The 15,243-nt window shown below is 68.8% G+C and carries 9 protein-coding genes; 6 read left to right on the top strand and 3 right to left on the bottom strand.

Annotation, left to right across the window (positions count from 1 at the left end; genetic code table 11):
• Window positions 1–81: 81 nt before the first annotated feature.
• The 4 genes from PMI12_RS09830 (at window position 82) to PMI12_RS28100 (ending at window position 3,647) form a co-directional block, all read left to right on the top strand.
• Window positions 82–852, top strand: coding sequence for a DeoR/GlpR family DNA-binding transcription regulator (locus PMI12_RS09830; protein WP_007831595.1), 771 nt, complete (start codon window positions 82–84; stop codon window positions 850–852).
• A 186-nt stretch (window positions 853–1,038) separates the two neighbouring features.
• Window positions 1,039–2,535 (top strand): glycerol kinase GlpK, encoded by a 1,497-nt coding sequence (gene glpK, locus PMI12_RS09825; RefSeq protein WP_007831593.1) that lies wholly within the window; start codon window positions 1,039–1,041, stop codon window positions 2,533–2,535.
• A 115-nt stretch (window positions 2,536–2,650) separates the two neighbouring features.
• Window positions 2,651–3,169: a hypothetical protein gene (locus PMI12_RS09820; protein WP_007831591.1), complete on the top strand. Its 519-nt coding sequence runs from the start codon at window positions 2,651–2,653 to the stop codon at window positions 3,167–3,169.
• A gap of 22 nt (window positions 3,170–3,191) precedes the next feature.
• A complete protein-coding gene (locus tag PMI12_RS28100; RefSeq protein ID WP_007831589.1) occupies window positions 3,192–3,647 on the top strand; it encodes a hypothetical protein in 456 nt (151 codons plus the stop codon).
• Here PMI12_RS28100 and PMI12_RS09815 read toward each other — a convergent pair.
• The 3 genes from PMI12_RS09815 to PMI12_RS09805 form a co-directional block, all read right to left on the bottom strand.
• Window positions 3,616–4,572: an alpha-E domain-containing protein gene (locus PMI12_RS09815; protein WP_007831588.1), complete on the bottom strand. Its 957-nt coding sequence runs from the start codon at window positions 4,570–4,572 to the stop codon at window positions 3,616–3,618. The two genes, PMI12_RS28100 and PMI12_RS09815, sit on opposite strands and share 32 nt — an antisense overlap.
• Before the next feature lie 14 nt (window positions 4,573–4,586).
• On the bottom strand, window positions 4,587–6,083 hold the full coding sequence (locus PMI12_RS09810) for a circularly permuted type 2 ATP-grasp protein (protein WP_007831587.1): 1,497 nt from the start codon (window positions 6,081–6,083) through the stop codon (window positions 4,587–4,589).
• A 162-nt stretch (window positions 6,084–6,245) separates the two neighbouring features.
• Entirely contained in the window at window positions 6,246–8,687 is a 2,442-nt protein-coding gene (locus tag PMI12_RS09805; RefSeq protein ID WP_007831586.1) for a DNA internalization-related competence protein ComEC/Rec2, read from the bottom strand.
• Window positions 8,688–8,828: 141 nt separating this feature from the next.
• Here PMI12_RS09805 and PMI12_RS09800 point away from each other — a divergent pair, with 141 nt between their 5' ends.
• On the top strand, window positions 8,829–12,341 hold the full coding sequence (locus PMI12_RS09800) for a transglutaminase family protein (RefSeq protein ID WP_007831585.1): 3,513 nt from the start codon (window positions 8,829–8,831) through the stop codon (window positions 12,339–12,341).
• Window positions 12,342–12,403: 62 nt separating this feature from the next.
• Window positions 12,404–15,139: a circularly permuted type 2 ATP-grasp protein gene (locus PMI12_RS09795; RefSeq protein WP_042673131.1), complete on the top strand. Its 2,736-nt coding sequence runs from the start codon at window positions 12,404–12,406 to the stop codon at window positions 15,137–15,139.
• The last annotated feature ends 104 nt before the right edge of the window (window positions 15,140–15,243 follow it).

Below are 15,243 nucleotides of genomic sequence, written 5' to 3'. Positions count from 1 at the left end.
AGGCATCTTCGTTTTCGTTCGTTTTAAAGTGGCACGCGCTGTACCCTTGCCCCCAGTCTTCCCGCTTTCCACGACGCCCTTGTGAACTCCAACCCGCGCCAGATCAACCTCCTGGACACCGTGCGAACGCGCGGTTCCGTCACCGTCGAACAGCTGGCCGACATGCTCGGCGTCACCCTGCAGACCGTGCGGCGCGACGTGCAGCGGCTGGCCGACGAGGGGTTGCTCACGCGCTTCCACGGCGGCGTGCGCATGCCCAGCTCGACCACGGAGAACATCGGCTACCAGCAGCGAGAGACGCTGCATGCCGAAGGCAAGGCGCGCATCGCCCGCCGCGTGGCGGAGCTGGTGCCCAATGACTGCTCGCTGATCCTCAACATCGGCACCACCACCGAAGCCATCGCCAAGGCGCTGCTGCGCCACACCGGCCTGCGCGTGATCACCAACAACCTGAACGTGGCCACCATCCTGAGCGGCAACACCTCGTGCGAGGTGATCGTGGCGGGCGGCTCGGTGCGCCCGCGCGACCGCGCCATCGTGGGCGAGGCCACCATCGATTTCATCCGCCAGTTCAAGGTCGACATCGCACTGATCGGCGTGTCGAGCATCGAGGCGGACGGCTCGCTGCGCGACTTCGACCTGCGCGAGGTGAAGGTGGCGCAGACCATCATTGCCCAGGCACGCGAGGTGTGGCTGGCGGCCGATGCGAGCAAGTTCAACCGGCCCGCGATGATCCAGCTGGGCACGCTGTCGCAGATCGACCGGCTGTTCACGGATGCGGAGCCGCCGGCGCCTTTTGCGGACCTGCTGCATGCGGCGCAGGTGCGCCTGGAAATCGCGCGTGAATCATGAGCACATCCCCTGTTGCTCCCGCCTTGCTCCCTCCCCCTCTGGGGGAGGGTTGGGGTGGGGGCACGGCGGCCTCCGCAGACGCATCGCGCCTCATCGAAGGCCCGCCCCCATCCCGGCCCTCCCCCGGAAGGGGACGGAGCAAGACAACGTCGATTCGATGAGCGGCCCCAGAGAAACATTGACCCTATGACCACCTACCTGCTAGCCCTCGACCAAGGCACCTCCAGCTCGCGCAGCATCGTGTTCGACCGCGAAGGCCACATCGTCGCCATCGCCCAGAAGGAACTCACGCAGATCTACCCGCAGCCGGGCTGGGTCGAGCACGACCCGATGGAAATCTGGCGCAGCCAGCTCGCCACCGCGCGCGAAGTGCTGGTAAAGGCGAAGCTGCAGCCCACCGACGTCCACGCCATCGGCATCACCAACCAGCGCGAGACCACCGTCCTGTGGAACCGCAAGACCGGCCAGCCGGTGCACCACGCCATCGTCTGGCAGGACCGCCGCGCCGAGCCGCTGTGCGCGCAGCTGCGCGACGCGGGCATGACCGACACCATCCGCGAGAAGACCGGGCTGGTGATCGATGCGTACTTCTCCGGCACCAAGCTGCGCTGGCTGCTCGACAACGTGCCCGGCGCGCGCGCGCAGGCCGAGCGCGGCGAACTGGCCTTCGGCACCGTTGACAGCTGGCTCATGTGGCAGCTCACCGGCGGCAAGGTGCACGTGACGGACGTCAGCAATGCCTCGCGCACGATGCTCTTCAACGTGCACCGGAACGAATGGGACGCCGACCTGCTCGCCGCACTGGAGATCCCCGCCGCGCTCATGCCGAAAGTGCAGCCGTCGAGTTCGCACTTCGCCGATACCGACGCGGCACTGCTGGGCCATGCGCTACCCATCGGCGGCGTGGCCGGCGACCAGCAGAGCGCCCTCTTCGGCCAGGCCTGCTTCGAGGCCGGCATGGCCAAGAACACCTACGGCACCGGCTGCTTTTTGCTGATGCACACGGGCGGCGCGTTCCAGCCCTCGCACAACGGACTGCTCGTGACCAGCGCCGCGCAGACCGACAAGACGCCGCAATACGCGATGGAAGGCAGCGTGTTCGTCGGCGGCGCCGTGGTGCAGTGGCTGCGCGACGGGCTCAAGGCCATCAAGGGCAGCGCCGAGGTGCAGTCGCTGGCCGAGAGCGTGCCCGATGCGGGCGGCGTGATGATGGTGCCGGCCTTCACCGGCCTCGGCGCGCCCTACTGGGACGCGGACGCGCGCGGCACGATCACGGGGCTCACGCGCGGCACCACGGTCGCGCACATCGCGCGCGCCGCGCTCGAAAGCATCGCCTACCAGAGCGCCGCGCTGCTGCAGGCCATGAGCCGCGACGCAGTGGCCGCCGGCGGCAAGCCCGTGGCCGAGCTGCGCGTGGACGGCGGCGCGAGCGTGAACGACCTGCTGATGCAGTTCCAGGCCGACCTGCTGGGCATTCCGGTGGTGCGGCCCGAAGTGATCGAGACCACCGCGCTGGGCGCCGCGTATCTCGCTGGGCTTTCCACCGGCGTCTACACCGACGCGCGCCAGCTGTCGAAGCTGTGGAAGATCGAGCGGCGCTTCATGCCCACCATGGGCCGCGCGCAGGCGGAGGAGTCGATGGCACGCTGGGAGCGCGCGGTGCGGCAGGCCACGGCGACCTGATCGTCCCGGGGGCTACCGTGGGCGGCGCAAATACCTCGCCATCATCGGGGCACTGGGGCGCGTAGCGCAGGCCCCGGGGCAGAATGCGCCCGCCCCGACCTCCCGCGCTACCTGCTTGACCACCCGCCCCTCCCCTCCGCGCAATGCCCTGCCCGCCTGCGGCGTGGTAGGTGCAACACTGCTGGCGCTCATTGCGCTGGGCCACGACGGCCGGCGCATCGCGCAGCTCGCGGTGCTTGCAGCGCCCATGGTGCTGTGGCTTGCGTGGCCATTGCGCAGCACGCAGACGCGGCGATTGCGCACCCTGCTGGTCTGGCTTTGGGCCATTGGCTTCGCGCTCGACGGCGCAGTGCGCGCCTACCTGCTCGACACCTACCAGGCCGCGCCCGACAGCGCGATGGTGCTCGGCGCCGCAGCCAACACCAACGCGCGCGAAGGCACCGAATACCTGTGGATGCATTGGCGCTCCGAAGCGGGGCAACGACCTTTTCGCGCGGACTGGACCGCCTGGGTCCTCGCGGACTTGCTCCACATCCGATGGAATGGCCAAATTCCCACGCGCAACGTGCTGAGCGACGCCTATCGATGGCAGGCGCCGGAGATGCCGGTGGCCATCGAATCCTTTTCGCGCTGACGCCCCCTCCGGAGAGAAAACGATGACGAAGGAAGTAGTGTCGATGTTCCCGTGCTCGGGCAGGCACCGCAGGGTGCTGCCGGTGGTCCTGTGCCTCTTCGCCTTGCCGAGCGCCGCGGCCTGGAGCATCGACGACGATCGCTCCAATTCGTTCAAGCACGGCCTTTACGAAATCAGGGAAGAAGCGAGGCGGTTCGTCTTTCAGGAGAACGCCCGCCACGGCACGCAATGGGAAGCCACCGAACCGAACGCCAAGGTCTTCGTTCCGTTGTGCAAGACACCGCTGAAAACCGGTTGGGCCACAGGATCGCCCCGTCCCGGCGTCAGCGTGGCATGCGCCCGGTCCATCGACGGGAGCTATCGCGCGTGGAACGTCACCGTGCCGGTGCGCAACGGCCCCGCCGGATCGACGCACTGGCCGTGTAGCCGCGCGCGCCCACAGGACCTCAGTGCGCAGGAACCAGGAAGTCCTGGCTGATGCGCCCGCCCAGTTCGTTCACCCGGTCGAGGAACTGCGTGAGGTACGCGTGCAGCCCGGTCGCCAGGATCTCGTCGACGCGCGCGTACTGCAGGTCGGCCAGCAGCTTGCCGGCGCGGCGCTGGGTTTCGGCGCTCTGCTCGTTCTGCACCTTCGCGAGGTTGTTCACCACCTCGACCAGGCTCGCGTGCAGCGAGCGCGGCATGTCGGCGCGAAGAATCAGCAGTTCGGCCACGCGCTCGGGCTTGATCACGTCGCGGTACACCTTGCGGTAGACCTCGAAGGCCGAGACGCTGCGCAGGATCGCGCTCCAGTGATAGAAGTCGTACTCCTGGTCTTCCTCGGTGGCGGTGCCGAAGAACTCGCTGTTGAGCGCGTGGAACTTCACGTCAACCAGGCGCGCCGTGTTGTCGGCGCGCTCCAAAAAGGTGCCAAGGCGCGAGAAATAAAACGCCTCATCCTGGAGCATGGTGCCCAGCGTAACGCCGCGCGAGAGGTGCGAGCGGAACTTGACCCATTCGAAGAATTGGCCCGGGTCGCGCTCGAAGTCGCCTGCGCGCAGCATGCGGTTCACTTCGAGCCAGGTGGTGTTCTGCGTTTCCCAGGCTTCGGTGGTGAGCGCGCCGCGCACGGCACGGGCGTTCTCGCGCGCGGCTTTGAGACAGGACACGATCGACGAGGCGTTGCTCTCGTCCTTGACCATGAACTCCATCACTTCCTTGGGCGCGATCTGGTCGTACTTCTTGTTGTACCAGGGCAGCAGCTCGCTGATGGAGAGCACGCCCTGCCAGCCGTACTTGGCAACTTCGGCGGACTGGGGCAGCAGCGAGGTCTGGTAGTTGACGTCCAGCATGCGCGCCGTGTTCTCGGCGCGCTCGGTGTAGCGGGACATCCAGTAGAGATGGTCGGCGGTGCGTGACAGCATCGGTGGTGCTCCTACTACGATTGGCTTTGCGACTGCGCGGGCGCCGCCTTGGGCTTGGGTGCGCGGTCGGCTTCGAGAATCCAGGTGTCCTTGGTGCCGCCGCCCTGCGACGAGTTGACCACCAAGGACCCCTCTTTGAGCGCTACGCGCGTGAGGCCGCCGGGCACCATCTGCACCTCGCTGCCCGAGAGCACGAAGGGGCGCAGATCGATGTGGCGCGGCGCAATGCCGGCGTCCACGAAGGTGGGCGAGGTCGACAGGCTCAGCGTGGGCTGGGCGATGTATCCGTCGGGCTTGGCGATCACGGCCTTCTTGAAGTCCTCGATCTCGGCCTGCGTGGCGGCCGGTCCGATCAGCATGCCGTAGCCGCCGGCACCGTGCACCTCCTTGACGACCAGGTCCTTCATGTTGTCGAGCGTGTACTGCAGCTCGTCCTTGTTGCGGCACATGTAGGTGGGCACGTTCTTCAGGATCGGCTTCTCGCCGAGGTAGAACTCGACCATCTTCGGCACGTACGGGTAGATCGACTTGTCGTCGGCCACACCGGTGCCCACGGCATTGCAGATCACGACATTGCCTTCACGGTACGCGCGCATCAGGCCGGCGCAGCCGAGCGTGGACGTGGGGCGGAACACCTCGGGGTCGAGGAAGTCGTCGTCCACGCGGCGGTAGATGACGTCGACGCGCTTCGGCCCGCGCGTGGTGCGCATGTAGACGAAGTTGTCCTTGACGAACAGGTCCTGTCCCTCGACCAGTTCCACGCCCATCTGCTGCGCGAGGAAGGCGTGCTCGAAGTAGGCGCTGTTGTACATGCCCGGCGTGAGCACCACCACCGTGGGCTCGGCCGTGGCCGGCGGCGCGCTGGCGCGCAGCGTCTCTAGCAGCAGGTCGGGGTAGTGCGCGACCGGCGCGATGCGGTTCTGATTGAACAGCTCGGGGAAGAGCCGCATCATCATCTTGCGGTTCTCCAGCATGTAGCTCACGCCGCTGGGCACGCGCAGGTTGTCTTCGAGCACGTAGTACTCGCCGTTGCCCTGGGCATCGGGCGCGCGCACGATGTCGATGCCCGAGATGTTCGAGTAGACGTTGTGCGGCACGTTGACGCCCATCATCTCGGGGCGGAACTGCGCGTTGTTCAGGATCTGCTCGGCCGGGATGATGCCGGCCTTGATGATTTCCTGGTCGTGGTAGACGTCATGAAGAAAGCGGTTGAGCGCCGTGACGCGCTGCACCAGCCCCTTTTCCATGCTCTCCCACTCGTGGGCCGGAATGATGCGAGGCAGCAGGTCGAACGGGATGAGCCGCTCGGTGCCGGAGCCATCCTCATCCTTCGCGCCATACACCGCGAAGGTAATGCCGACCCGGCGGAAAATCATTTCCGCCTCTTCGCGTCGCGAACGCATCACCTCACCGGGTTGCTTCGCGAGCCATTGGTCGTAGCGCTTGTAGTGCTGTCGGATCGCAGCCCCCGCATAGGGCAACTGCTCATACATCTCGTCGAATTTGTGCATGGGACGACCAATCTCCTTGAGCTATAGCTTAGCAAGTTCAGGGCCAGTAGAACCCCTTATGCCGAGGCCGCGTACGGGTCGAGCGACTTTTTTTTTCGGCCTGGCGCAAGCGTCCCGATGATGGCAGGAACAACGGCCTCCCCCGAAAATCCAGAGCCGGCTTCAGGGCGGGCTGTGCTGCCAATATCGCGCGTTCCGCTCGCGCTCGCAGGCCAGGTCCCCGGGGCGCACGCTGCTCCAGTGCGCTGCGCCGCACCGGGTGTTCTCGACCAGCCGCCCGCCGCGCTCCAGGTAGCGCGCCGCCACTTCCTGCGCCGGATGGCCGAAGCGGTTGCGGTACCCCGCCTGGACGATGGCGATGCGCGGCTTCACCGCGTCGAGGAACGCCGGGCTCGACGAGGTCTTGCTGCCATGATGCGGCACCAGCAGCACGTCGGCGCGCAGCAGTTCCGGCGTGCGCGTGACGAGCGCCGCCTCCTGCAACCGCTCAATGTCGCCGACCAGCAGCGCCACGGCGCGGCCGCTGTCGATGCGCAACACGCACGACACCGCATTGGGTTTGGTGAAGCCGCGGTAGTCGGTGTCGAACGGATGCAGCACCTCGAAGCGCACGCCGTCCCAGCTCCAGGCCTGCCCCGCCTCGCAACGCCGCGCCGCACGCATCGCCTGCAGCGGGTGCGTGGCCTCGATGGAACTCAGCAGCGCGGCCTGCGGCTGCATCGCGAGCACCGCGGGCGCGCCGCCGGTGTGGTCGAGGTCGCGGTGGCTCAGCACCAGCGTGTCGAGGCGCTCGCCGTATGCCCGCAGCAACGGCACGAGCACGCGATGGCCGGCATCGCTTTCCAAGCTGTAGCGCGGGCCGGCGTCGTAGAGCAGGCTGTGTGTCGCGGTACGCACGAGCACCGCGTTGCCCTGGCCGACGTCAGCGGCGAGCAGTTCGAATTCGCCGGCCGCGGGCCGGGGTGCCTGCCACAGCAGCACCGGCAACAGCAGCGGAACGCCGAGGGCGCGCAGCGACCCGGGCAGCCGCATGGCCAGCAGCGCGCCGCCGGCCACGCCGCAGGCGGCCATCCACCAGGGCGGCGCGGCCACCGAGAGCGTGGCATACGGCAGCCCGGCCAGCCATTGCAGCAGCAGCGCCAGCACCTGCACGGCGCGGGCCGCCAGATCCCACAGCGGCGCCACGGCCACGCCGAGCATCGCCAGAGGCGTGATCACCAGCGTGACCCAAGGGATCGCCACCGCATTGGCCAACAGGCCGATCAGCGAAACCTGCTGGAACAACAGCAGGCTGAGCGGCGTGATCGCGAGCGTGATGACCCACTGCTCACGCAGGAACTGGAGCAGGCGGGAAGACGCGCCGGTCTTCCGCTCTCCGGGCACCCCGGCGTCGGTGGCGAACAGCACGCCCACCGCCACGAAGCTGAGCCAGAAACCGGCCTGCATCAAGGCCCAGGGATCGAGCGCGACCACCACGGCCGCCGTCAACAGCCACACATGCGGCCAGGGCCAGCGCCGGCCCGTGAGGCGCAGCAGCGCGACCGTCGCCAGCATCCAGACCGTGCGCTGCGAAGGCACGCCCCAGCCGCTGAACAGCGCATAGAGCGTGGCGAGCAGCACGCCGCCCACCAGCGCGGCCTGCTGCGCGGGCAGGCGCAGCATCAGCCACGCGCTGCGCCGCCACAGCAGGCCGACGACGTGCGCGGCCAGCCAGGCGAACATGGTGACGTGGAGGCCGGAGATCGACATCAGGTGCGCCACGCCCGTGGCGCGGAAGACGTCCCAGCCCGAGCGGTCGATGGCGCTCTGGTCGCCGGTAACCAGGGCCGCAATCACGCCTGCCCGGGCACGGTCGAGCACGCGTTCGAAGACGGCGTCGCGCACGGCTTCGCGTGCGCGCTCGATGGGATGCCGCCACGTTGGCGCAACGAGCGCGGGCGCCGCATCGCGCGTGCCGGTTCGCACAGTGCCGCCGGCATGCAGGCCCTGCTCCCACATCCAGAGTTCGCTGTCGAAGCCGTGGGGATTGCGGTTGCCGTGCGGCGCCTTGAGGCGCACCGTCAGGCGCCATCGCTCGCCGGCGTGGAGGGGGCCGACAGCGCTGGCCGGCGGCGTGCGGCCTTCCGACGCCCGGTCCCACAGGCCTGAACCTTCCGAATACCAGCCGAGGGCAATGCGATCAGGCACGGTGGGCCGCCCCTCCTCGCCGGGGTCGGCCCAGCCCGCAGACTCGACATCCAGACGGAACCGCGTCCCGCCCTCGCTGCGCTGGGGCATCTCCGACACGACACCGGTGACCTGCAGGTCGCGCCCTTCGAGCGCCGGGTTCAGCGCACCGCCCGCGTAGATGGCGGCGCGCCATCCCGCAAGCCCCGCACCCGCCATTGCGCCGCACACGAGCGAGGCCAACAACAGCCCTCGGCCCGACAGGCGCCGCCACCACCACAGGCCGGCCCCGGCCCCGAGCAGCAAACCCGCATACATCCATGCCCGCCAAAGCCCTGCCTGCTGCAACTGCAGGACCGCACCGAGCAGCGAACCGCACAGCGCCGCGAACACCCACGATCTGCCCGCGGCGGCACCGGACGCGCGAAACGGCGTCAACGAGAAACTCCCGAACCCATGATGCAAACCCTCCCCAAAGTCACGCTCAGTGGCGCGTTAATTGCTTTGCAACTGGGCTAGTATGCGTCTCACAAGAGACATCTTTTCGATGCAATCTCGCAGCACTGCACATAAAAACGCATGTCCATTCACGCCGCTCTCCACCACGTCACCCACTACAAATACGACCGCCCGGTGCAGTTGGGCCCACAGGTCGTGCGCTTGCGGCCCGCGCCGCATTGCCGCAGCAACGTGATCTCGTACTCGCTGCGGGTCGAGCCGGCCGAGCACTTCGTCAACTGGATGCAGGACCCCTTCGCCAACTACCAGGCACGGCTGGTGTTCCCCGAGAAGACGCGCGAATTCAAGGTCACGGTCGACCTCGTGGTCGAGATGGCGGTCTACAACCCGTTCGACTTCTTCCTCGAGCCGCAGGCCGAGAACTTCCCTTTCAAGTACACGCAGTCGCAGGCCGAAGAACTCGCGCCCTACCTCGTCACCGAAACGCCCACGCCGCTGCTGCAGGCCTACCTCGACAAGATCGAGCGCAAGGAGCAGCGCACCATCGACTTCCTGGTCGGCATCAACCAGCAGGTGCAGCAGGACGTCAACTACCTGATCCGCATGGAGCCCGGCGTGCAGACGCCGGAAGAAACGCTTGCCAGCGGCAGCGGCTCCTGCCGCGACTCGGGCTGGCTGCTGGTGCAGCTGCTGCGCCACTGCGGACTGGCCGCGCGTTTCGTCTCGGGCTACCTGATCCAGCTCACGCCCGACGTGAAGGCGCTCGACGGCCCGAGCGGCACCACGGTCGACTTCACCGACCTGCACGCCTGGTGCGAGGTGTTCCTGCCGGGCGCAGGCTGGATCGGCCTCGACGCCACCTCGGGCCTGCTGGCCGGCGAAGGCCACATTCCGCTGGCCTGCACGCCCACACCATCGAGCGCCGCGCCCATCGAGGGCGGCGTGGATGAGTCGGAGGTCGAGTTCGGCCATGAAATGAAGGTCACGCGCATCTACGAATCGCCGCGCGTCACCAAGCCCTACACCGAAGAGCAATGGTCCGAAGTGCTGGCCCTGGGCGACGCCGTCGATGCGCGCCTGAAGGCCGGCGACGTGCGCCTCACCATGGGCGGCGAGCCCACCTACGTGGCCACCAGCGACCGCGACGCGCCCGAATGGAACACCGACGCGCTCGGCCCCACCAAGCGCGGCTACGCCACCGAACTCGTGCACAAGCTGCGCGCCGAGTACGGCAAGGGCGGCTTCCTGCATTTCGGCCAAGGCAAGTGGTACCCGGGCGAGCAGCTGCCGCGCTGGGCGCTGTCGATCTTCTGGCGCGCCGACGGCCAGACGCTGTGGCACGACCCCGAGCTCTTCGCCGACGAGCGTTTTCCCACGCAGTACACGAGCGAGGACGCGCGCCGCTTCACCACCGTGCTGGCGCACAAGCTCGGCCTGACCGAGCGCTACATCCAGCCCGGCTACGAAGACACCTACTACTACCTCTGGCGCGAACGCCGCCTGCCGGTGAACGTCGACCCCTTCGAGTCGAAGCTCGACGACGAACTCGAGCGCGTGCGCCTGCGCCGCGTGTTCACGCAGAAGCTCGACGCGGTGATCGGCTACATGCTGCCCATCGAGCCCGGCAACGCGAACAGCGATGCACCCGCGCTCGCCGGCCCCGGCTGGAAGACCGGGCCCTGGTTCCTGCGCGACGACCGGCTTTACCTGATCCCGGGCGACTCGCCCATGGGCTACCGCCTGCCGCTCGACTCGCAGCCGTGGGCGAGCAAAGGCGACTATCCTTACCTGATCGAGCGCGACCCGACCGCGCCGCGCGGTGCGCTGCCGAGCGCGGCCGACTACCGTGCGCGCTATGCCGTGGCGGCAGGCGGTGCGGAGGGTGACCGCGGCGCCGTGCCCTATGCCTTCGGCACGCCGCCCGTCGTGGCGGCCTCGCTGCGCATGCAGGCACCGGGCAGTGCAGGCGAAGGCGACGCAGCCACGGCCGCCGACGAGGCTGCCGACAAGTCGTCCACCACCGCGCGCCAGCCGCTGCGCGGCGAATCGGCCCACTGGGTCACGCGCACTGCGCTGTGCGTCGAAGTGCGCGACCCGCGCCGCGCCAACGGCCCCGCGGCCGAGAAGAAGGGCAATGCCTCGGGCGTGCTCTACGTCTTCATGCCGCCGCTCGCGCGCCTGGAGGACTATCTCGACCTCGTCGCGGCCGTCGAAGCCACCGCGCGCGAACTCGGCATGCGCATCGTGATGGAAGGCTATCCGCCGCCGCGCGACCCGCGCCTGAAGATGCTGGCCGTCACCCCCGACCCGGGCGTGATCGAGGTCAACATCCACCCGGCGCACAACTGGAAGGAACTGGTCGATCACACCGAGTTCCTCTACAACGCCGCCTTCGAAACCCGCCTGTCGGCCGAGAAGTTCATGACCGACGGCCGCCACACCGGCACCGGCGGCGGCAACCACTTCGTGATGGGCGGCGCCACGCCGGCCGACAGCCCCTTCCTGCGCCGGCCCGAGCTGCTGGCCAGCCTGCTGCTGTACTGGCACAACCACCCGTCGCTGAGCTATTTGTTCTCGGGCATGTTCATCGGCCCGACCAGCCAGGCGCCGCGCGTGGACGAAGCGCGCAACGACCAGGTCTACGAGCTGGAAATCGCGCTGAAAGAGATCGCTAAGAACCGCGAGATCTACGGCGCCAACCTGCCCGCATGGCTGGTCGACCGCACGCTGCGCAACATCCTGATCGACGTGTCGGGCAACACGCACCGCAGCGAGTTCTGCATCGACAAGCTCTACTCGCCCGACTCGAGCACCGGCCGCCTCGGCCTGCTGGAGCTGCGCGCCTTCGAGATGCCGCCGCATGCGCGCATGAGCATCGCGCAGCAATTGCTGATCCGCGCGCTGGTGGCCCGCTTCTGGGACGAGCCCTACAAGGCCCCCGTCACGCGCTGGGGCACCGAGCTGCACGACCGTTTCCTGCTGCCGACCTTCGTGAAGATGGACTTCGACGACGTCATCAGCGAGATGCGCCAGGCCGGCTACGCCTTCGACGCCGACTGGTTCGCGCCGCATTTCGAGTTCCGCTTCCCGCTCGTGGGCCAGATGCAGGCGATGGGCGTGGAGCTGTCGCTGCGCAATGCGCTGGAGCCATGGCACGTGATGGGAGAGGAAGGCTCGGCCGGCGGCACGGTGCGCTATGTCGATTCGTCGCTCGAGCGCATCGAGGTGCGCGTGACCGGCCTGAACGAAAGCCGCCATGTCGTCACCGTCAACGGCAAGGTGCTGCCGCTGCAGCCCACCGGCGTCACGGGCGAGTTCGTGGCCGGCGTGCGCTACAAGGCCTGGAACCCGCCGTCGGCGCTGCACCCGAGCATCAAGGCCCATGCGCCGCTGACCTTCGACCTGGTCGACACCTGGATGAAGCGCTCGCTGGGCGGCTGCCAGTACTTCGTCGCCCACCCGGGCGGGCGCAACTACGACACCTTCCCGGTCAATGCCTACGAGGCCGAAAGCCGCCGCCATTCGCGCTTCACCCGCACCGGACACACGCCCGGCCTCATGCGCACGCCCCCGGCGACCATCGAGCTGCCGGGCAGCCGCGAATTCCCGTTCACGCTGGACCTGCGGCGGTAAGGGGTCATTCGGCACGCTGCCCGAACGGACGCCCCGTGACGGCAGTGTGACAATCCACCCCTGTGGAACCTTTGAACGAATCCCTGTTCGACGCCGAGGCGCTGGAGTTTCCAGCTGCCCTGGCGTCGGCGCTCGCCCCTGCGGCCCTGCCCGGTCATTTCGATGAACTGCGCGGAGCGGCCACGGCGGCTGCGCCCGTGCGGCCGGCGGCGGGAGCCGTGCCTGCCGCCGCTGCGCCGCTCTATGACACCGCCGGTGAGCGGCCGGTAGCGTCTGGCCAGTCTCAATCGCAGTCCCAATCCCAGTCCCAGACGCAGACACAGGCCCCGCCCGGCGAACAACCGCCGCTCACGCCCGCCTGGAACGCCTTCTTCGATCAACTCGGCCCCGACGGCTTCAGCGACCTGCCCCGGCGTGCAGCCAGCCTCGAGCGCCAGATCCGCGACAACGGCGTCACCTACAACGTGTACGCCGACGCCAACGGCCCGCAGCGGCCATGGTCGCTCGACCTGTTCCCGCTGATCGTCTCGCCCGAGAGCTGGAGCCAGATCGAGGCCGGCGTGCTGCAGCGCGTGCGCGTGCTCGACCGCGTGATGGCCGACGTCTACGGCCCGCAGCAGCTGCTGGCCGAAGGGCTCATTCCGCCGGCGCTGGTGCGCGGCCACCCCGGCTACCTGCGCGCGCTGCACGGCGTCAAGCCGCCGGGCGACACCTGGCTGCACATCGCGGCCTTCGACCTCGCGCGCGGCCCCGACGGCAACTGGTGGGTGGTCTCGCAGCGCACCCAGGCGCCTTCGGGCCTGGGCTACCTGCTCGAGAACCGTTTGGCCATCACGCGGCAGTTTCCGCAGGCCTTCGAAGCGCTGCACGTGCAGCGCCTGGCCGCCACCTACAGCGCCATGATGGAAGGCCTGCAGCACATGTGCCCGGCCGGCGTGCCGCCGCACATCGCGCTGCTCACGCCCGGCCCGTACAACGAAACCTATTTCGAGCACGCCTACCTCGCGCGCTACCTGGGCCTCACGCTGGTCGAGGGCAGCGACCTCACGGTGCGCGACCAGCGGCTGTACCTCAAGACGCTGCAGGGCCTGCGCCCGGTGCACGGCCTCATCAAGCGGCTCGACGACCAGTTCCTCGACCCGCTGGAGCTGCGCCCCGATTCCACGCTCGGCGTGCCCGGCCTGCTGCAGGCCATTCGCGCCGGCAATGTGCTGGTGGCCAACATGCCGGGCTCGGCGTTCCTCGAATCGCCCGCGCTGCTCGGCTTCCTGCCGGGCCTGGCGCGCCGCCTGATCGGCGAGAAGCTCAAGCTGCCCGCGTTGCCCACCTGGTGGTGCGGCGAGCGCGCGGCGCTCGAATCGGTGCTGCCGCAACTGGCCGACTGCGCCATCAAGCCCACCTACCCCGGCTTCGACGGCCACGCCAGCTTCGACGCCGTGCTCGGCAGCCAGCTCGGACGGCGCGAGCTCGACGAATGGGCCGGCCGCATCGTGCGCGAAGGCGACGGCCACACCGTGCAGGGCTATCTGCCGCTGTCGCAGATGCCCACCTGGGCCAACGACATGGGCCCGGGCCACATCGCGCCGCGCGCAGTGCTGCTGCGCGTGTTCGCGGTGAGCGACGGCGCGCAATCGTGGCGCGTGCTGCCCGGCGGCCTGGCCCGGCTCGCGGGGCCCGACGCACAGATCGCATCGATGCAGCGCGGCGGCAGCAGCGCCGACGTGTGGGTGCAGACCCACGGCGAGGTCGACCGCACCACGCTGCTGCAGCCGCACGCCACGCCGGCCTCGCTCGCGCGGCACCGCGCCCCCGTCACCAGCCGCGCCGCGGAGAACATGTTCTGGCTCGGGCGCTACACCGAGCGCGCCGAGAACGCCGTACGCCTCGCGCGCCTCACGCTCAACCTGCTGGGCAGCGAAGACCAGTCGTCGCGCCCGCTGCTCGAATGGCTGCACCGCATGGCGCTGCGCAACGCACTGGTGCCAGCCGAGGCGCCCAGTGCGCCGAAGTCGCGCCGGGTGTTCGAACGCGCACTGATCGCCGAACTCGGCGACGTGGAGCGCGGCGGCAGCGTGGGCTTCAGCCTGATGTGCATCCGGCAGGCCGCCGCCGCCGTGCGCGAACGCCTGTCGCAGGACAACTGGAACCAGATCGTGCGCGCCGAGGCCGACTTCCTGCGCCGCGCGGCCGAGCAGGCCGGCGAAGGCAGCTTTGCCACCGGCGCCGCGCTGCGCGCCCTCGAATCCGCCAGCACCGCGCTGGCCGCCATGACCGGCGCGCAAACCGACCGCATGACGCGCGACGATGCCTGGCGCCTGCTGTCCATCGGCCGCCACATCGAACGCCTGGGCTTCCTGTCGAACGCGCTGGAGGCCGGCTTCGAGAACGGCGCCGTGCACGAGGTCAGCGGCTTCGAGGCGATGGTGGCGCTGTTCGACAGCACCATCACCTTCCATGCCCGCTACCAGCAGCGCCGCGACGTCGCCACCATGGTCGACCTGCTGGTGCTCGACGCCGAGAATCCGCGCTCGCTCGCATGGGTCACGCAGACGCTGCGCGGACGCATCGCCCGGCTGGCCGGCAGTGCGCCCGGCAAGCTGACGGCGCTGTCGTACGAGTTGTCCGATCCGGCCAGCTGGACGCTCGAACACCTCTGCGCCACGGGGCCTCATGGCAACTATCCGGCCCTCGCCGAACTGCTCGCCAACTGCGAGACGGCGGCCTACCATGTGTCGGACGCCATCGGCACACGCTACTTCACGCTGACCTCCGAATCGCTGCGCTCCGTCGGGGCGTGAACAGGCACTCCCCATGCTTCGCGCACTTCGTGTCGCTACGCACACCCCCTCGCTGGGGGCAACGCCTGCGGCCCGGCAAAGCCGGTTCCGCGGCGTTCCACGAA

Source organism: Variovorax sp. CF313 (genome assembly GCF_000282635.1).
Taxonomy (GTDB): Bacteria; Pseudomonadota; Gammaproteobacteria; order Burkholderiales; family Burkholderiaceae_C; genus Variovorax.
The sequence above is the reverse complement of the archived record's forward strand: the minus strand, read 5'-3'. Positions and strand labels throughout refer to the sequence as shown.

What these genes read in the sequence shown, in the direction of transcription:
- PMI12_RS28100 (WP_007831589.1), top strand. Translation starts at nt 3,192, where the DNA reads ATGACGAAGGAAGTAGTGTCGATGTTCCCGTGCTCGGGCAGGCACCGC.
- PMI12_RS09810 (WP_007831587.1), bottom strand. Translation starts at nt 6,083, where the DNA reads ATGCACAAATTCGACGAGATGTATGAGCAGTTGCCCTATGCGGGGGCT.
- glpK (WP_007831593.1), top strand. Translation starts at nt 1,039, where the DNA reads ATGACCACCTACCTGCTAGCCCTCGACCAAGGCACCTCCAGCTCGCGC.
- PMI12_RS09815 (WP_007831588.1), bottom strand. Translation starts at nt 4,572, where the DNA reads ATGCTGTCACGCACCGCCGACCATCTCTACTGGATGTCCCGCTACACC.
- PMI12_RS09800 (WP_007831585.1), top strand. Translation starts at nt 8,829, where the DNA reads ATGTCCATTCACGCCGCTCTCCACCACGTCACCCACTACAAATACGAC.